General features: G+C 72.8%; 18 protein-coding genes. 5 read left to right on the forward strand and 13 right to left on the reverse strand.

Translation table 11 applies throughout. The features are described from left to right. The first annotated feature begins 77 nt into the window (after positions 1-77). The gene (locus tag B7P34_RS04865; RefSeq protein ID WP_106674531.1) at positions 78-1,265 is read left to right on the forward strand and encodes an MDR family MFS transporter; all 1,188 of its coding nucleotides are present in this window, start codon (positions 78-80) and stop codon (positions 1,263-1,265) included. A gap of 201 nt (positions 1,266-1,466) precedes the next feature. Here the strand turns inward: B7P34_RS04865 and B7P34_RS04870 are convergent, their stop codons facing one another. Together B7P34_RS04870 and mshA are read right to left on the reverse strand one after the other, a co-directional pair. Next, positions 1,467-2,024, reverse strand: coding sequence for a YbjN domain-containing protein (locus B7P34_RS04870; protein ID WP_106674532.1), 558 nt, complete (start codon positions 2,022-2,024; stop codon positions 1,467-1,469). Beyond that, positions 2,017-3,267, reverse strand: coding sequence for a D-inositol-3-phosphate glycosyltransferase (gene mshA, locus B7P34_RS04875; RefSeq protein WP_106674604.1), 1,251 nt, complete (start codon positions 3,265-3,267; stop codon positions 2,017-2,019). The genes B7P34_RS04870 and mshA overlap by 8 nt, the downstream gene beginning before the upstream one ends. A 316-nt stretch (positions 3,268-3,583) precedes the next feature. Here mshA and B7P34_RS04880 point away from each other — a divergent pair, with 316 nt between their 5' ends. Next, on the forward strand, positions 3,584-4,393 hold the full coding sequence (locus tag B7P34_RS04880; protein WP_106674533.1) for an SAM-dependent methyltransferase: 810 nt from the start codon (positions 3,584-3,586) through the stop codon (positions 4,391-4,393). On the opposite strand, the gene B7P34_RS04885 is transcribed toward B7P34_RS04880, so the two are convergent. Both B7P34_RS04885 and B7P34_RS04890 read right to left on the reverse strand, forming a co-directional pair. Next, positions 4,356-4,787 carry an NUDIX hydrolase gene (locus B7P34_RS04885; RefSeq protein WP_106674534.1) on the reverse strand — a complete coding sequence of 144 codons (432 nt, stop codon included), beginning with the start codon at positions 4,785-4,787 and terminating at the stop codon, positions 4,356-4,358. The genes B7P34_RS04880 and B7P34_RS04885 overlap by 38 nt on opposite strands. Further along, positions 4,784-5,887, reverse strand: a complete 1,104-nt coding sequence (locus B7P34_RS04890; RefSeq protein ID WP_106674535.1) for a CHAD domain-containing protein — start codon at positions 5,885-5,887, stop codon at positions 4,784-4,786. The genes B7P34_RS04885 and B7P34_RS04890 overlap by 4 nt, the downstream gene beginning before the upstream one ends. Before the next feature lie 28 nt (positions 5,888-5,915). Here B7P34_RS04890 and B7P34_RS04895 point away from each other — a divergent pair, with 28 nt between their 5' ends. Continuing rightward, the gene (locus tag B7P34_RS04895) at positions 5,916-6,101 is read left to right on the forward strand and encodes a hypothetical protein (RefSeq protein WP_146166731.1); all 186 of its coding nucleotides are present in this window, start codon (positions 5,916-5,918) and stop codon (positions 6,099-6,101) included. On the opposite strand, the gene B7P34_RS04900 is transcribed toward B7P34_RS04895, so the two are convergent. The 9 genes from B7P34_RS04900 to B7P34_RS04945 all read right to left on the reverse strand — a co-directional run bounded on the left by B7P34_RS04900 (position 6,087) and on the right by B7P34_RS04945 (position 15,917). Continuing rightward, the gene (locus B7P34_RS04900; RefSeq protein WP_223267505.1) at positions 6,087-8,531 is read right to left on the reverse strand and encodes an RNA degradosome polyphosphate kinase; all 2,445 of its coding nucleotides are present in this window, start codon (positions 8,529-8,531) and stop codon (positions 6,087-6,089) included. The two genes, B7P34_RS04895 and B7P34_RS04900, sit on opposite strands and share 15 nt — an antisense overlap. Positions 8,532-8,838: 307 nt before the next feature. Then, positions 8,839-9,861, reverse strand: a complete 1,023-nt coding sequence (locus B7P34_RS04905; RefSeq protein ID WP_106674537.1) for a hypothetical protein — start codon at positions 9,859-9,861, stop codon at positions 8,839-8,841. Next, entirely contained in the window at positions 9,858-10,793 is a 936-nt protein-coding gene (locus tag B7P34_RS04910) for an ABC transporter ATP-binding protein (RefSeq protein ID WP_106674538.1), read from the reverse strand. Before B7P34_RS04910 ends, B7P34_RS04905 begins: the two co-directional genes overlap by 4 nt. Positions 10,794-10,879: 86 nt before the next feature. Next, on the reverse strand, positions 10,880-11,278 hold the full coding sequence (locus B7P34_RS04915) for a GntR family transcriptional regulator (RefSeq protein ID WP_106674539.1): 399 nt from the start codon (positions 11,276-11,278) through the stop codon (positions 10,880-10,882). Positions 11,279-11,396: 118 nt separating this feature from the next. Beyond that, on the reverse strand, positions 11,397-11,744 hold the full coding sequence (locus B7P34_RS04920; protein ID WP_106674540.1) for a hypothetical protein: 348 nt from the start codon (positions 11,742-11,744) through the stop codon (positions 11,397-11,399). A gap of 2 nt (positions 11,745-11,746) precedes the next feature. Continuing rightward, positions 11,747-12,364: a hypothetical protein gene (locus tag B7P34_RS37245; RefSeq protein WP_189382467.1), complete on the reverse strand. Its 618-nt coding sequence runs from the start codon at positions 12,362-12,364 to the stop codon at positions 11,747-11,749. A gap of 269 nt (positions 12,365-12,633) precedes the next feature. Beyond that, the gene (locus B7P34_RS04935) at positions 12,634-13,779 is read right to left on the reverse strand and encodes an RNA-guided endonuclease InsQ/TnpB family protein (protein ID WP_106674543.1); all 1,146 of its coding nucleotides are present in this window, start codon (positions 13,777-13,779) and stop codon (positions 12,634-12,636) included. A gap of 303 nt (positions 13,780-14,082) precedes the next feature. Continuing rightward, positions 14,083-14,625 carry a flavoprotein gene (locus B7P34_RS04940; RefSeq protein ID WP_106674544.1) on the reverse strand — a complete coding sequence of 181 codons (543 nt, stop codon included), beginning with the start codon at positions 14,623-14,625 and terminating at the stop codon, positions 14,083-14,085. Then, positions 14,622-15,917 carry a helix-turn-helix domain-containing protein gene (locus B7P34_RS04945; protein WP_223267506.1) on the reverse strand — a complete coding sequence of 432 codons (1,296 nt, stop codon included), beginning with the start codon at positions 15,915-15,917 and terminating at the stop codon, positions 14,622-14,624. Before B7P34_RS04945 ends, B7P34_RS04940 begins: the two co-directional genes overlap by 4 nt. A gap of 132 nt (positions 15,918-16,049) precedes the next feature. Here B7P34_RS04945 and B7P34_RS04950 point away from each other — a divergent pair, with 132 nt between their 5' ends. Next, a complete protein-coding gene (locus tag B7P34_RS04950; RefSeq protein ID WP_223267507.1) occupies positions 16,050-16,325 on the forward strand; it encodes a hypothetical protein in 276 nt (91 codons plus the stop codon). A 133-nt stretch (positions 16,326-16,458) separates the two neighbouring features. Then, complete coding sequence (locus B7P34_RS04955; RefSeq protein WP_106674545.1) at positions 16,459-17,568, forward strand: S1C family serine protease; 1,110 nt, start codon at positions 16,459-16,461, stop codon at positions 17,566-17,568. Positions 17,569-17,592: the final 24 nt, after the last annotated feature.

Here is a 17,592-nt window from a genome sequence, read left to right on the forward strand (position 1 = left end):
ACGCGCCCACACCCGTACCCGAGGCTCCACCCGGCTACGGGTTGCGTACGGTTTAACAAAGACCTACCTTCCTGGCCATGTTCCTCACCGCCGACCAGGGCCACTCCGCCTCGTTCGCCGGCTTCGTCGGCGCCCTGCTCGGCCTCGGCAGCGTCGTCTCGTCCATCGGCTCCGGCGTGATGACCGACCGGCTCGGCCGCCGCCCCACCCTGCTCATCGCCCAGTCCTCGACCGCCGTGTCCGTCGCGGTGCTGGGCTTCATGACCGACCCGGTCGCCATCTCCGTCGTCGCGTTCGTCGTCGGCATGGCCAGCAACGCCTCCCGCCCCGCGGTGCAGGCCATGATGGCCGACATCGTCGCCCCCGAGGACCGGGTGCGGGCCTTCGCCCTGAACTACTGGGCGATCAACCTCGGCTTCGCGATCTCGTCGGTCGCCGCGGGCTTCGTCGCCGAGTACAGCTACCTGATCGGCTTCCTCGGCGAAGCCGCGATGACGATGCTCTGCGCGGTGCTGGTCTTCGTGAAGCTGCCCGAGTCGCGGCCGGACGCCGCGGCGGCGGACGGCGGCGCGAAGGGCGCCGAGCCGGCCGTCAGCATGGGCACCGTGCTGCGCGACGGGCGCTTCATGGCCGTGGTCGGCCTGTCCTTCCTCCTCGCCGTGGTCTTCCTGCAGTCCCAGGTCGCCCTGCCGGTGGCCATGGCCGACGCCGGGTTCTCCACCAAGGACTTCGGCATGGCCATCGCCGTCAACGGCATCCTCATCGTCGCCGTCCAGATCCCCGTCACCCGCTTCATCGAGCACCGGGACCAGCGGATGCTGATGGTCCTCGCGGCCCTCCTCGGCGGCTACGGCTTCGGGCTCACCGCCTTCGCCGGCTCGCTCGCGGTGTACATGCTGACCGTCTGCGTGTGGACGCTCGCGGAGATCATCAACTCGCCCATCCAGATGGGCCTGGTCGCCCGCCTCTCGCCGGTCCACGGCCGCGGCCGCTACCAGGGCATGTACACCCTGTCCTGGGCGACCGCCTCGCTGATCGCGCCCGTCGCGGGCGGCACGGTCATCGACCGCTTCGGCGCGGACGCGTTGTGGGCGGGGTGCGCGGTGGTGGGGACGATCACTGCGGGCGGGTACTGGCTCCTGATGCGGAGGGTTCCGGCGACGGGTCTCGCGACGGAGGCGGGGGCGGAGACGGCGGAGGCCGCTCCGGAGGAGGCCGCTCCGGAGGAGGCCGGCGTACGGCCCTCGGCGGGGGCGCCGGCGTAGGCCCTGGCCGGCCGGGAGGGCGGCGCGGTTCGGCACCGCCGGACTGCCGAAGTGCCCCCGGCGGGCCGTCGGAAGGAACGCCCGTCACCACGGCGCGGTTCGGCACCGCCGGGCTGCGCCGTTCTGGTGTCTCGCCGTTGCGGCGGGAGGAACTCCCTGCGGGCCGCCCCGGTCAGCCGATCAGCCGATCAGCCAGCCGGGTCACGATCCCGTGGGTCCTCCCCCGTCCTCCCCCTCCCGCTGACTCGACGTCAAGCGGGCGAACGCCTCCAGGTTCCGGGTCGATTCCCCGCGGGCCGTCCGCCACGCGTACTCCTTGCGGATGGCGCTCGCGAAGCCCATTTCCAGCAGCGTGTTGAAGCTGCCGTCGGCGTTCTCCAGCACCGTGCCGAGGAGCCGGTCGATCTCGTCCGGGGTCACCGCGGACAGCGGCAGCCGGCCGACGAGGTAGACGTCACCCAGCTGGTCGAGCGCGTAAGCCAGCCCGTACAGCCGGGTGTTGCGCTCCAGGAGCCAGCGGTGCACCCCCTCGTGGTTCTCGTCGGGGCAGCGCACGACGAAGGCGTTGACGGAGAGCGAGTGCTTCCCGACGACCAGGGAGACGGTCGTGGAGAGCTTGCGCGTGCCGGGCAGCTTCACCACGTACGTGCCGTCGGCCGGGCTCTCCCATTCGAGCCCGGCCTCGCGGAACGTCTGCTCGATGACGGATTTCGCGTCGGGTTTCGCGTCGGGTTTCGCGTCGGGTTTCGCGTCAGACATGCGACGAGCGTAGGCGACGCCGCCGCTCCGCCATCGCCTCGGTGTACACCTCGGCCGTGGCGGCCGCGGCCGTGCCCCAGCCGAAGCGCCGCGCGTGGCGGGCCGCGGCCTCGCCCATCCGCCCGGCCAGGCCCGGCTCGTCGGCGAAGCGGCCCAGTACGGCGGCGTAGTCGGCGGGGTCGTGGCCGTCGACGAGGAAGCCGCTCTCGCCGTCCCGCACGGCCACCGGCAGGCCGCCGACGGACGCCGCGAGGACGGGCGTGCCGCAGGCCTGGGCCTCGGCGGCGACCAGGCCGAACGACTCGCTGTGAGACGGCATGACCAGGACGGACGCGGCCCGGTACCAGTCGGCGAGCTGTTCCTGGCCGACGGGCGGGCGGAAGCGGACGACGTCGGCGATGCCCAGCCGGGCGGCGAGCTTCTGCAGCCCCTCGGGCTTGGCCATGCCGCTGCCGCTGGGGCCGCCGACCACCGGCACCACGATGCGCGAGCGCAGCGCCGGCTGCCGGTCGAGGAGCTCGGCGACCGCCCTCAGCAGCACGTCGGGGGCCTTGAGGGGCTGGATGCGGCCGGCGAAGAGCGGGACGAGGGCGTCGGCGGGCAGGCCGAGCCGCTCGCGGGCCGCCGCCCGCCCCTCGGCGGGGCGGAAGCGGTCGAGGTTGACGCCCGGGTGGACGACGGCGACCTTCCCGGGGTCGGCGTCGTAGTGGTGGACGAGTTCCTGCGCCTCGCCCTCGGTGTTGGCGATGAGCCGGTCCGCGGCGCGCACGATCTGGGTCTCGCCGATGACGCGCGTGTCGGGCTCGGGCGTGTCGCCCGCGGCCAGGGCGGCGTTCTTGACCTTGGCCATGGTGTGCATGGCGTGGACGAGGGGGACGCCCCAGCGCTCGGCGGCGAGCCAGCCGACGTGGCCGGAGAGCCAGTAGTGGGAGTGGACGAGGTCGTAGTGGCCGGGCCGGTGGCCGGCCCACGCCTGCATCACGCCGTGCGTGAAAGCGCACAGCTGCGCGGGCAGCTCCTCCTTGGCCAGCCCCTCGTACGGGCCCGCGTCGATGTGCCGGACGAGGACGCCGGGCGCCAGCTCGACGGCGGGCGGGAGGGCGCCGGTGGTGGCGCGCGTGAAGATCTCGACCTCGATGTTGATCGCGGCGAGCCGCTTGGCCAGCTCCACGATGTACACGTTCATCCCGCCGGCGTCGCCGGTGCCGGGCTGGTGGAGCGGCGAGGTGTGAACGCTGAGCATCGCGATGCGGCGGGGCTTGCGGGAGGCGCCGAGGCGCCGCAGCGGGGTGCCCGCGAGGTTGCCGAGCGCGCGGCCGCGGCGGGCGCCGAGCCTGGATGCGTACTGGCTCACCGTGCGTGTCCTCCGTCAGCGTGAGGGGTGTGTGTGCGGGGCGTGTGTGCGGTGTGTCACCTTGTCAACGGTGCAACGCCGCCGGACGGAGTCGCATTTCCGCTTTGCCAAAGAGTGACCCAGCCCTCGTCGGAGTGCCCCGGCCCTCGCCCTGCCCGCCCCCGCGCGGCACCGGCAGCGCTGAGCAGCGCTTACGCTCGAAGGCATGGCCGTACGCACCCCTTCTCAGCCCAGCCGCCCCGTCGGTGCGGTGACCCGGGGTACGACCAACCCGAACCGGCTGCGCCGCATGGACCGCTGGATGGCCGACGCCCACGGGCCCGCGCTGCGCCGCAGCACCGACCCGGTCGCCGTCGACCTCGGCTACGGCGCCGCGCCGTGGACCGCGGTCGAGCTGCTCGGACGGCTGCGCACGGTGCGGGCGGACGCGTCGGTCGTCGGCATAGAGATAGAGCCCGCGCGCGTCGCGGGCGCGCAGCCGTACGCGCGGGACGGCCTGTCCTTCCGGCACGGCGGCTTCGAGGTACCGCTCGACGGCGGGCGGCGGCCCGCGCTGATACGGGCGGCGAACGTGCTGCGCCAGTACGACGAGGACGACGTCACCGCCGTCTGGGACCGGCTGCGGGCGCGGCTCGCGCCGGACGGGCTGCTCGTGGAAGGCACGTGCGACGAGATAGGGCGGCGGCACGTGTGGGTCGCGATCGGCCCCGAGGGCCCGCGCACGGTCACCTTCGCGACCCGGCTCGGCTCCCTGCACACCCCGTCCGACCTGGCCGAGCGCCTTCCGAAGGCGCTCATCCACCGCAACGTCCCCGGCGAGCCGGTGCACGCGTTCCTGCGCGACTTCGACCGGGCGTGGGCGGCCGCCGCGCCGTACGCCGCGCTGAGCTCCCGGCAGCGGTGGATCCGCACGGTGTCCGCGCTGCGGGCGGACTGGCCGGTGGTGGACGGGCCGCGGCGGTGGCGTCAGGGCGAGGTCACGGTGACGTGGGAGTCCCTCGCGCCGCGCGGGTAGCAAGGAACGTGTCCAGCAGTTCCTTGTCGCGCTCCTCCGTCAGCCGTTCCCTCGCCTCCTCCGGCGGCAGCCACGCCATGCGGTCGACCTCCTTGCTCGGCACGAACGCGCCGCCCGTGGCCCGCGCCGCCCAGTAGCGCACTTCCTTCGGCCGGCCCGCCGCCACGTAGAACGCGGTGGGGAGCGCCGCGCCCGGCTCGCACTCCATGCCCGTCTCCTCGCGGACCTCGCGCAGGGCGCCGCCCAGCGCGCCCTCGCCGCGCTTGAGCTTGCCCTTCGGATGGGACCAATCATCATATTTCGGTCGATGAACCAGGGCGATCTCCAGGTCACCGCCGCGCCCCGGCCGCCACAGCACGCAGCCCGCCGCGTACAGCGGCCCCTCCGCCGTCATGACGGCGCCGCCACCGTGACCCGCTGCCAGATCCGGCCGAAGGCGAAGCGCGCCGCCTCCACCTCGTGCCGCTGGTCGGCATGGAGGATGCCGAGGGCGTAGGCGGTGGCCGGGGCGATGCGGGGGGTGCGGGCGGCCGCGGCGGCGGCCGCGGCGGCCTCGGCGGCCTCGCGGTGCCGGTCGAGGGCCTGGCCGGCGCCGAGCAGGCGTACGGACAGGGAGGGCTCGGCTTCGGTCTGCAGATGCTCGTCGAGCACTTCCTGGGCGTACCGCCGCAGCCGTACGAGCCGCCGGACCTGGTGCCAGGGCGCGTCCTGCCGCCCCTCGGCGGGCGGCCCGTCGGGGCTCGGGGCGGCGGCCAGGCCGTGGGCGAGGGCCTCGGCGTTGTACGGGTGGCCCGCGACGGACAGCGGGAGCGCGTCGACGGCCTCGGCCAGCCGCCGCTGGGTCTGCTCGGCGAGCCGGGGCAGGGCCTCGCGGGCGGGAAGGCCGCGCGCGCCGGGGTCGAGGGGCACCTCGGAGGCGAGCAGGGCCGCGGCGTCGGCGACGGCGTGGAAGCGCGAGGTGCCGAGCGCCTGCAGGGCCGCGGAGTGGGCGCGCGTCCGGGCGAGCGTGAGCTGCCGCTCCAGCAGGGCGCCGGCCCGGGCGGCCCCGACCGTCAGGCCGCTGCCCGCTCCCCCGCCGCCCTCCGCCCCGGACAGCCGGTGCAGCGCCCCCCGCAGCCGGGCGAGCCGCGCCGCGTAGGCGTGCTCCCGGCCCAGCAGCTCCGACAGCCACACCAGCTCCGTGCGGATCTGGTCGGTCCAGTCGGTGTCCGTCAGCGGGCGGTAGACGTAGAGGGCGCCGGCGATGCGCCGGGCGGAGCGGCGCAGCAGCCGGGCCGCCTCGCCCGCCTCGTCGGCGTCGGAGCCGCTCTCGCCGTGCAGGCGCAGGCTGCGCAGGAACTCCACCGCCTGGCCGTGCAGGTAGCCGGCCAGGATGTCGCCGGCGGTCGCCGTGTCGGCGGAGCCCGCGGAACCGGCGGGACCGGTGGAACCAGCGGTACCGCCGGTGCCGGCCGGACCGGCGGCGGTGCGCACGGCCGGGTACTTCGTCGTCATCGTGTCCTGCCCCCCGGCGGCGGTGTCCGTGAGCGCGGCAAGCGCGCCGATGTCCGTGCTCGTGCTGCTCGTACCCGTGCTCGTACTGCCCGTGCACGTACTGCTCGTCCTCGTGCTGCTCGTCCTCGTACCCGCGCCCGCGCCCGTGTCCGGACTCGTATCCGAATCCGTGTCCGTATCCGTGTCCGCGGGCGCCGGGTCATGGGGTCGCTGAGCCACGCCGCCGCCTCCGGGCGTCTATGAGCATCTCCTGGACGTTCCGCAGCGGCTGCCCGTCGCCGTCCGTCGCGTGCCGCGTCCAGCCGCCGTCGGGGCCGAGGTGCCAGGAGGCGGTGGTGTCGGACATGCCGGCCTCCAGGAGGCGGCTGAGCGAGGCCCGGTGCGCGGGGTCGGTGACGCGGACGAGCGTCTCGATGCGCCGGTCGAGGTTGCGGTGCATCATGTCGGCGCTGCCGAGCCACACCTCGGGCTCGCCGCCGTTGCCGAAGGCGAAGACCCGCGAGTGCTCCAGGAAGCGGCCGAGGACGCTGCGGACGCGGATGTTCTCCGAGAGGCCGGGCACGCCGGGCCGCAGGGCGCAGATGCCGCGCACCCACACGTCGACGGGCACGCCCGCGCGGGCGGCCCGGTAGAGGGCGTCGATGATCGTCTCGTCGACCATCGAGTTGACCTTGATGCGGATGGAGGCGGGCCGCCCGGCGTCGTGGTGCGCGACCTCCTTGGCGATCCGGGCGACGAGCCCGTCCCGCAGCGATCTGGGGGCGACGAGCAGCCGCCGGTAGGTCTCGCGGCGCGAGTAGCCGGACAGCCGGTTGAAGAGGTCGGAGAGGTCGGCGCCGACCTGCGGGTCGGCGGTGAGCAGGCCGAGGTCCTCGTACAGCCGGGCGGTCTTGGGGTGGTAGTTGCCGGTGCCGACGTGCGAGTAGCGGCGCAGGGTGTCGCCCTCCTGCCGCACGACCAGGGACAGCTTGCAGTGCGTCTTCAGGCCCACCAGCCCGTAGACGACGTGGCAGCCCGCCTCCTCCAGCTTGCGCGCCCACTTGATGTTGGCCTGCTCGTCGAAGCGCGCCTTGATCTCGACGAGGACGAGCACCTGCTTGCCCGACTCGGCCGCGTCTATCAGGGCGTCGACGATGGGCGAGTCGCCCGAGGTGCGGTAGAGCGTCTGCTTGATGGCGAGGACGTCCGGGTCGGCGGCGGCCTGCTCCAGGAACGCCTGCACGGAGGTGGAGAACGAGTCGTACGGGTGGTGCAGGAGCACGTCGCGCTCGCGCAGGGCCGCGAAGATGTCGGGCGCGGAGGCCGACTCGACCTCGGCGAGGTCGCGGTGGGTGCCGGCGACGAACTTGGGGTACTTGAGCTCGGGCCGGTCCAGGGCGGCGATGCGGAAGAGCGCCGTGAGGTCGAGCGGGCCGGGCAGCGGGTAGACCTCGGCGTCGGAGATCTTCAGCTCGCGGACGAGGAGGTCGAGCACGTACGGGTCGATGGTCTCCTCGACCTCCAGCCGCACGGGCGGGCCGAAGCGGCGCCGCATGAGCTCCTTCTCCAGTGCCTGCAGCAGGTTCTCGGCGTCGTCCTCCTCGACCTCCAGGTCCTCGTTGCGCGTCACGCGGAACATGTGGTGCGCGAGCACCTCCATGCCGGGGAAGAGCTCCTCCAGGTGCGCGGCGATCACGTCCTCCAGGGGGACGTAGCGCTGCGGGGACGCCTCCAGGAAGCGGGAGAGGATCGGCGGCACCTTCACCCGGGCGAAGTGGTCGTGCCCGCTGACCGGGTTGCGGACGACCACGGCCAGGTTGAGGGACAGCCCCGAGATGTACGGGAAGGGGTGCGCGGGGTCGACGGCCAGCGGCGTCAGCACGGGGAAGATCTGCTGCCGGAAGAGGGTGAAGAGGCGGCCCTGCTCCTTGTCGGTCAGCTCGTTCCAGCGGATGAGGTGGATGCCCTCCTCGGCGAGCGCGGGGGCGACGTCCTGCTGGTAGCAGGCGGCGTGCCGGGCCATGAGCTCGCGGGAGCGGGTCCAGATCAGCTCCAGCACCTCGCGGGGCTGCAGCCCGGACGCGGAGCGGGTGGCCACGCCGGTGGCGATGCGGCGCTTGAGTCCGGCGACGCGCACCATGAAGAACTCGTCCAGGTTGCTCGCGAAGATCGCGAGGAAGTTGGCGCGTTCGAGGAGGGGCGTGGCCGGATCCTCCGCCAGCTCCAGGACCCGCTCGTTGAACGCCAGCCAGCTGCGCTCGCGGTCCAGGAAGCGGCCCTGCGGGAGGGGCCCGTCGGCCTGGGCGTCGTCGTCGCCGTCTCCCCGGCCGGGCTCGCGGGCCGTGCGGGAGCCGTAGCCGTCGTGCCCGTAACCGTCGTGGCCGTAGCCGTCGTCGTCGTACACGTCGTGGCCGTACGGGTACGGACCGAGGTCGGCGTCCAGGTCGGGCTCCAGGCCCGGGGAGGCGGCGGGGCCCGCGACGGCGTAGGGCCGGTGCGCGGCGATGGAGCCGACGGAAGGCTGCGGGTTGCCGTAGGCCTCGGCGAGGCGCTCGCCGGAGTCGGTGCGGCCGTTGCGGCCGTTGCGGGCGCGGCGGCCGGTGACGTCGTCGCTGCGGTCGCCGTGCTGCTGGTCATGGGCCTGTGCGCGGGACGACTGGGTCATGTTCCCATGGTGCCGCGCCGGGGGCGGGCCGGGCGCGTCGACGGCGGGCGCGTCGGGGGCGGCGCGGAGCCTTCGAGCGGGTGCGGGTGGCACGGCGGGTGGCACAGCGGGCTGCATTCCGCAAGGCTCGCAACCGCGGTTGAATCATGGGTAACGTCCACATGGCGTGTGGGCGTCCTGTGCGGCGGATCGCGGGGGCATTGCGGGGGCATCGCGGGGGCATCGCGGGGCTCCACCACCGGCGCCGGAGCGTCAGGGGCGGAGCCGCCACGTCAGGGCCCCGCGTCAAAGGCCCAGGGGCCCCGCGTCAGGGGCAGAGCCGCCGCATCCGCCACAGCGCCCCCGCCGCGCACACGACCGCCGCGGCGGCCACGAGACCCGCCTGGGCCAGTTCCAGGCGCTGGAAGTGGGCGGGCGGATGGTAGTCGAGGTAGTACCCGTCGGCACCGTGCCGGGCGAGGCAGTCGGTGGGTACGGGGGCCAGGTGACAGTCCGTGTCGGGCAGGCGCGTGCCCGACACGGTGATCGCCCCGCGCTCGTACTCCCAGGAGTCCTTGCCGGCGAACGGCCGGGTCTCCAGGTACGACATCCGGGTCGTGGTCACCGGATCCGCCAGGTACGGGCGGACGGCGGTCAGCGGCCAGTACAGCAGCACGCACGCGAAGGCCGTGACGGCCATGGCCGGCAGCGTGCGCCTGAGCAGCAGGCCGGCGAGCGCCCCGAGCGCGGCGCCGAACAGCACGTTCGTGACGGGCGCGGGGCCGAGCGCGTCGAACGCCTCGTACCAGTGCGTGCCGTCCACCAGCCGGCCGTGGTCGAGGTGCCCCACGGACCGCCAGGTCCACAGGAACACCGCGGACAGCACCGAGGCCCCCACGAGCAGGGCGGCGACCGGCAGCCCGAGCTTCGCGGCGAACCAGCGCAGCGGCGAGACGGACTGCGTCCACGCCACCTTGTACGTGCCGCTCTCCAGCTCGCGCGCGATCACGGGACCGGCCACGAACATGCCGGCGAAGAGCGGCAGGAACTCCAGCAGGAGGGCGTTGCCGCCGAGGAAGCCGCCGTAGCGGAGCCCGAATTCCTCGACGGCGGCCGCGTGCGCCGCGCAGTCGCCCTCGGTGGCGCAGGGGGCGGCCAGGCCGTGTGCCGCGACGTACTCCGTCATCGCGCCGCGCAGCCAGACCAGTTCGGCGCAGAGCGCGGCGAGGACGGCGAGGGCGGTCCAGGCGGCGATGCGGTGCCGGCGCCAGACGACCCAGGCGGTGCCGAGGGTCCGGGGCGGGCGCGGGGCGGAGCCGGCGGCAGTACGGCTGACGGTCGTGGCGCTCACGCCGCCGCCCGGTACCGGCGCGGTTCGGCGCTGGGGGCGAGGAGCGGGGGCGCGCCGGGGGCGCGCAGGTGGGCGAGGAGGAGCTCTTCCAGGGAGGGCTCGGCGGCCTTCCACTGCCCGGCGACCGGGCCGTCGGGCCGCACGAGGGCGGTCAGCTGCCGCCCCGTGGCGCGGGCCTCGACAACGGTGTGCATGGCGAACTCCCGCGGCAGGCCCGGCCCTTCGTGGCGGCCCACGAGGACGGTGTGGGCGGCGAGCAGGTCCTCGACCTCGCCCGCGAGCCGGACCCGGCCGTCGGCTATCAGCAGCAGGTAGTCGCAGACCCCTTCGAGCTCGGCGAGGACGTGGGAGGCGATCACGACGGTGGTGGCGTGCTCGGCGGCCTGGCCCATGAGGGCCGCCGTCATCTCGTGCCGCGCGAGCGGGTCGAGGTCGGCCATCGGCTCGTCCAGCAGCAGGACTTCGGGGCGCTTGCCGAAGGCGAGGGCGAGGGCCACGCGGGTGCGCTGGCCGCCGGAGAGGTCGCCGATGCGGGCCCCGGACGACAGCCCGCCGTCGGCGACGGTGCGCTCGGCGGCGGCCTGGTCCCAGCGGCCGGGGTTCAGCTCGCGGCCCATGCGGAGGGTGTCGGCGATCGTGAACCGCGGGTAGAGCGGCTTGTCCTGGGAGAGGTAGGCGACGCGCGGGCGCACGTCCGCGGCGCCCGGGCGGCCGCCGAAGACGGTGAGGGAGCCCTCGGTGGGGCGGCGCAGCCCCGCGGCGAGCGACAGCAGCGTGGACTTGCCGGCGCCGTTGGGCCCGACGAGCGCGCAGACGCGGCCCGCGGGCAGCCGGAAGGAACAGTCCCGCAGCGCCCAGCGGCGCCGGAACCGCACGCCGAGGCCCACGGCCTCCAGGGCGGTCCGCTCGGGTTGAAACGTCAGGCCGGTCATCCACTCCCCCTACGTTCTGCCTACGCCGCACGTTCTGCCTACGCTGCGGTCGCCACGCCGGTCGTCCGTCCGTACGCCGCCGCGCGCTACGTCGCTTCCGCGGGCCCGCCGAACCCCTCCTCCAGGACGGAGGCGAGCAGCGCGGCCACGTCCTCCCGGTCGAGGCCGGCCTCGCGGGCGCGGTGCATCCAGTCCGCGAGCTCGGCCCGCAGCGGCGACCCGGCGGCGGCCTGCGGCCGGGCCAGCGACCGCCGCACGAACGTCCCGAGCCCCGGCCGCGCCTCGACGAGCCCCTCGCGGTCGAGCTCGCGGTAGGCCTTCAGGACGGTGTTGGGGTTGATCGCCGTGGCCGCGACGACCTCCTTGGCCGTGGGCAGCTTGTCCCCGGGCGCGAGCAGCCCCAGCCGGAGGGCCTGTTTGACCTGCTGGACGATCTGCAGGTACGTGGCGACCCCGCTGCGCCGGTCGATGCGGAACTCGACCACGCGGGCCCCTTTCACTACTTGACTAGTGAAAGGGTGCGGGACGGGGCGGTGACCTGTCAAACGGAGCCCTGCGCGGCGTACGGGGAGGCCGGAGTCCCCGTACGCACGCTCCCGTCGTTCACAGCCCGGCCTCCGTCTCGGCCGTCTCACGGATGGATTGGATCTCGGCAAGCACAGCGGCGGGGTCAGCTTCTCCCGCATCCACGATCCGCTCCAGTTCGCGGAGCCTGGCAGCGCGCTCGGGGTGACGCTCGACGGCAACGAAGATGGCCCAGGAGTGGGCGAAGGCCCGCAGCGGGGCAAGGCTGCCGGTCTTCTGGGCGTCGGTGGCGGCCTCGAACAAGTGCCGCGTCAGGGCGGGGACGCGGCTGGGGGCGATCTCGGAGACCGCGGCCCACAGGGCGTCGGGCGTCAGCTCCGGCATCGGGATCAACGGGCCGTGGGGGCCGCTCGGCCGCTCACTCACGTTCACCCCCTCACTGCCGGAGCACCACCCCCGCGCAGAGCCGCCCGCACGGCGCCCGCGCCCCGGAGCGCCGCCGCGACCGCGGGGTCCCCCGTGTCGGCCGAGGCGCGGCAGCACTCCCGGCACAAGATCTCGTCCGCCTCGGGCCGGAACAGCCTCGGCTGGACGTGATCGCCTGCGCACTCCCGCATCCCGGCCACCCGGGACGGCGCCGCCCCGGCGCCCTGAGGCATCGAGGCACGCTGCTCGGCGAACGTCGGGGCCTGCGGCATCTTACGGAGCAACCGGTCCCGGACCAGGCCCGCCGGGTGGTGCACCACCTGCGGGAGATGGGCGGTCAGCGCCTCCCGGAACTCCGTCATCGGCACGCCCCGCCGCAACCACTCCCCCGCCAGCGGCGCCAGCCGGGCCACGTCCGGCGCCGACAATCTCAGCCGCCGCTCGTTCCGGACCACCGCGGCCAGCGCGCGGGCTCCTCGCTCCTCGGCCGCCCCCTCGGCCGTCTCCTCCGCCGCCGGGGAGGGAGGGTGGCAGTTGTTCTCACCGTTGTTGTCTTCTGGGGAACGGCCGACGGCCCGACCGGTCGGCTCACCGGCGGCCGGTAAACCGCCCGTCGGCAACCCGCCGTCCCTTACGGCAGCGGCTCGTCCGTGCCGTCGGGCAGCGACAACTGCCAGGCCAGGCATCAGACAACGTCGGAGGACAGCCGGGGACGGCGGAGGATCTCGTTCAATACCTGCGCGTGAAGAAGGACGCAGGAGGGTTGACGCTCCCCCACGTGAACGTGAGGTCCCACCGGACCGCCATTGTTTGGCGGCGATCGTAGGTGGTTCCTGCTTCATCACCCACCGCCCGGTTTGCCAGGTCTTACGTGGGCTCCACAGGCGTTTTACGTGTCCGGACGCCCCTCGGCCACGATGCGCCGCCCTTCAAGGCGGAGGTTGTACTCGGCGTTCTGGTCTCGGTCGTGGATGGTGCCGCATTCACACGTCCAGGCGCGTATCCGCAGTCCGGCCTTTCCCTTCGGGCCGGTGAGCGCCCCGCACGCAGAGCACAACTGGGTGGAGGGGAACCACCTGCCGACCTTGACGAATGTGCGCCCGTACCTCGCGCACTTGGCTTCGAGGGTGCGGGCGAACCTGCCCCACGACTGATCGTGCAAGGACTTGCCGAAACTCTTGGCCATACCCCTCACCGCCAGGTCCTCCAGATACACGGCTTGGCTCTCACGCGTAATCTTGGTGGTTTCCTGCTCGATGAAGTCACGTCGCTGGTCAGCAATGCGAGCATGGATCTTGGCTACGGCGAGCTTGGCTTTGCGCCGGTTGTTGGAGCCTTCCTGGCATCGGCTGAGCTTGCGCTGAGCGCGCTTGAGCTTCTTCTCCTGACGCCGGAAGAACTTCGGGGATGCGACCTTCCGTCCGCGCAGCACAGCGTAGGAGGAGAGACCAAGGTCGATCCCGGTATCGGTCCCCTCCCGGTCCAGCTCGGGCAGCGGCTTATCTTCGGCCTCTACGACGAACGAGGCGAAGTATCTTCCTGCGGCATCCTTGATGACCGTAACCGTCGACGGGGCGGAGGGCAGTTCTCGGGACCAGCGGACCTCAACGTCGCCGATCTTCGGGAGCCGGAGCCTGCCGCCCTCGGTGACGGAGAAGCGAGCTGCTTTGGTAAACCGCACGGCCTGGCGGCTGGTCTTCCGCTTGAAGCGCGGCGGACCGATCTTCGGCCCCTTACGGGTTCCCTTCTTCGAAGCGAAGAAGTTGCTGTACGCGGTCTGGAGATCCCGAAGGGAAGACTGGAGTATGACCGCCGACACTTCGCCGAGCCAGGCCCGTTCCTTAGTCTTCTTCGCCTCGGTGATGACCCGCTTGGCCAGCGCTACGACTGAGGGTAGGGGCTTGCCCTGCGCGTAGGCGTCCTGACGGATACGCAGTGCGTCATTCCAGACGACGCGGGCGCACCCGAACGCCTTCGCCAGCTCGATCCTCTGCGGGGTGCCCGGGTACAGCCTGAACTGGTACCTGAGCTTCACGCGGCCACACCTCCCTCATAAACGGTGAGGTACTGACACCGCCCCAGATGCCATGCTTGAGCATCTCTAGAAACGGTCCAGATCTCTCTGCGGGCACGAGCCCGTGTTGGTGCTGTCAGCACCATCGGGAGCCGCCTCGCTTCCGTACGAAGCAACCCGATGCGCGCACCGTAGCCCGCAAACGCATACGGACACGCCACTGCGGCCAACTACCGCCCCCACCGGGTGAATCACACTGCTGGTCGGGGCGTCCTGCTTCGCCCATCCCTTACGCTGCGCGCTGCTGACGCCCCTGCCGGGCAGCTAGGCCGGAAGTGCATCGATGGCAGCCTGCCACGGGTAGGCATCGAGGTTTCCCTGCTTCGGCTTGTGGGGGACGAAGCCGCCGTCGCCGAGAAGCACGGTGACACCGGCCGCCCGCAGTGTCTCGACGTTACGAGCGACGGCAGGGTGCCGCCCTTGGGCATCGTTCCAGTGCGGAAGCGCAACGATGGGGAGGCCGAGCCCAATCCCCTCGGTGATGAGGCCCAAAGCCAGGGTGTCGCTGATTCCGGCTGCCCACTTGTTGAAGGTGTTGGCGGTCAGCGGAGCGACGAGCAACGCGTCGGGCGCAGGCAGGACATCCTCTTGCGAAGGCAACTTGTACTGGTGGCGGATGGGGTGGCCGGTCAGCTCACAGAGCCGTTCGAATTCCCCGTGGGCGTCTTCCGTGATCCACCGGTGGGCAGAGGGAGTGAGGATCAGGCAGACATCCCAGCCGGCGGCCTGGGCGGCCCGGATGGCGACGTCGAGACGCCGGGCGGGCGGGGCGGCACAAGCGATCAGATAGAGCGTCCGATTCGTCATTCCGGCAGTCCACAACGTCCGGCCAGCGCTCGCAAGCGCCCCTCGGCCGCACCGGCGCCGAGGAGCCGCAGATCCTCGACGAGCGCATGGGAGAGCGGTCGGCAGCGGACCTCCTCGGGCGCCTCCTGCTCCGCCTCCAGAAGCGTGTTCACCGCCTCTTCCCGACGGCCGGCCTGAGTGTAGCCGCGGGCGAGGTCGGCGAGATGGTGGGCACGGCGCTCACGCGGAAGAGCTGCCCGAGCCGGACCGGGGATGCCGTGCGCAACGGCCACCGCTTCGGCCCCCTGGGACAGACGGACGTGCGCGGCGACCCGGTAGAGGCGGACGTTGGTCGGCCCGAAAGCGGTCCAGACGGCGTTGCCGTCGTTGCCGAGCTGCGCGGCAAGTTCATCTGCCTGGTCGAGCAACGAGGGAACAGCCACAGCTGCCGATGCGGAGTCGCGGTCGGCGGATTCACCGGCCGCGGCGAGCGCCATCGCCGCTTTGAGGTACAGCATGCCGAGCACACTCAGCCCATCCGGTCCCCGGACGAGGAGTTCTGCCTCCAACCGGCCGGCCGCGGCCACCGCGAACGCGGCGGCCGCTCGTGCTTGCCCGTGGTGGGTCATTGCATCTGCGAGGTGCCGTGCCGCCGAGGCCATGAGGACCGGCGCACCTGACCGTTCGGCCGCTGCGACCGCCTGATGTCCGGCCAGCCACGCCAGGGCTCCGTCGCCGTACTTTACGGCTACGGCCTCGGCCAGCTCCAGCGACAGTGACAGCACGCCGTAGGCGGCGAGTTGCTCACTGCCTTCATACCGAGCAGCTGCGAGGTTCGCGTCGGCCAGAAGCTCCGGAACCAGACGCCCCAGACTCGCGAAGTGCCCCGATTGAAACGCCGCGCGGCCGTAGGCCAGGTTCCGGCGCAGCACCTCAACAGGCAACGGCTCCCGCCCGTCGTCCGCGCAGGTGCCGGTGATGACATCGTGGCGTTGGAGAACCTCTCTGATCGCCTCGATCTCCTCCGCGTCGGCGCACGCGCCACCACCGACGGCCTCATCGGACAACAAGAGCTCCAGCGGGACTCGCAGCACTTGGGCCGCGCGCTCCACCACCGACAGCCTCGGGTCCTGCTGCCGCTGACCGCCTTCGAGATCTTGCACCCAGCGGCGTGACTGGCCCATGAGCGCGCCGAAGTCGGTCTGCGTCAGGTTTCTGCGACCACGCCAGTAGGCGATGCGCCGACCGATGCCCCTCGTATCCATCCGGCCCTCGCGAATCAGGTCCGCAACGCACGCAATCCGCGTGCCCACGCACCGTTATAGCGCCTCTACGGTGCAAGTGCTCGGGACCGCGCAATCGCTTCGCGGGCATGGCCGATACCGACAAGGAGCACCAGCAATGCACGACCTCTTCACCCGGCCCCACGGCTGCGAGGTGCGCCGATGACCACCTCTGATCACTCCGCCGATCAAACGCCCCGGACGGGCACGTTCGTGGTGGACACCCGCTGGGGCAAAGTCGGCCAGGTGATGGGCCACGAGGGCCCGCGGCTCCAGCTTCGTCCGCCGCTCGGCGGGTGCGAGTGGGAAGCCGCCCCGGAGGTCGTACGGCCCGCGACGGAAGCGGAGCAGCTGAGCGCAAAGGTCCGGGGGAACCACTCCCCGCGGCCCGCGGCGCGGCCGATCAATCCGGTGGTCCCGCTGACCTGGTACGAATAGCTTTCCCTGCTTGCCGCGGGCGGCCCCGGCCGCCCGCGCCGCCCGCGGTCCTTATACCGACCGAACAGACTTCTCGGCCCCTTTTCAGTGCTCCCTCAGACAGTTCTCATGTACGGGCCGCAGAGTCGTCGGCATGACGGACGACACTCGCCGCCCTTACGGCGCCCAGGAGCCCCAGCCGCAGCAGCCCTACGCGTACCCGCAGCCTCCCGCGTACCCGCCGCAGCAGCCGGTCACCACGGCCAGTGGTGTGACCGTCTGGCCCGGGGACGGGGCCGGGGGTGGTGACGGTGGCGGGAGCCGGTACGCCGGGTTCTCCGAGCCGCAGCCGGGGGCCCCGGAGCCCGGGCGTCGCGGCGCCCCCCGCGCCCGCAGCGCCGGAACGCTGCTCGCCGCCGTGGCGATCGTCGCCGCGCTCGTCGGCGGCGGATCGGCCGCCCTCGTGGGCGAGCTCACCGACCGGGGCGGCAGCACCAGCCACTCCACGCCCGTCCAGAACGCGTCCTCCAAGAGCGCGGGCGGCGTCGCCGCCGTCGCGAAGGCCGTCAGCCCGAGCATCGTGGAGATCAAGGCCTCGACCACCAGCGGGCAGTCCACCGGCTCCGGCGTCGTCATCACCGGCGACGGCGAGATCATCACCAACAACCACGTCGTCGCGGGCGCCGACACCGTGCAGGTCGCCTTCAGCGACGGCAGCAAGAAGACCGCCAAGGTCGTCGGCACCGACCCCGGCAAGGACCTCGCCCTGATCAAGGTGCAGGGCGCGAGCGGCCTGAAGGCGGCCTCCCTGGGGAGCTCCGGCAGCGTCAAGGTCGGCGACGAGGTCGTCGCGATCGGCTCCCCCGAAGGCCTCACCGGCACCGTCACCAGTGGCATCGTCTCCGCCCTCAACCGCGACGTGACCGTCTCCAAGGAAGAGGGGCGCGGCGGGCAGCAGCGCGAGCGCGGCGTCCCCCAGTGGCCCTTCGAGTTCGGCGGCAACCAGTACAACGGCGACACCGGCTCCTCCCGCACCACCTACAAGGCCATCCAGACGGACGCCTCCCTCAACCCCGGCAACTCCGGCGGCGCCCTGATCAACATGAACGGCGAGATCATCGGCATCAACTCGGCCATGTACGCACCCGGTTCCGGCGGCGGCACCGGCGACTCCGCGGGCAGCGTCGGCCTCGGCTTCGCGATCCCCGTCGACACCGTCAAGGCCGACCTGGCCAAGCTGCGGGCGGGTGGCGGCGACGGCTGAGCGCGCGGCCGTGCGACGCTGAAG

It is taken from the genome of Streptosporangium nondiastaticum, from assembly GCF_003011965.1.
Taxonomy (GTDB): Bacteria; Actinomycetota; Actinomycetes; order Streptomycetales; family Streptomycetaceae; genus Streptomyces; species Streptomyces nondiastaticus.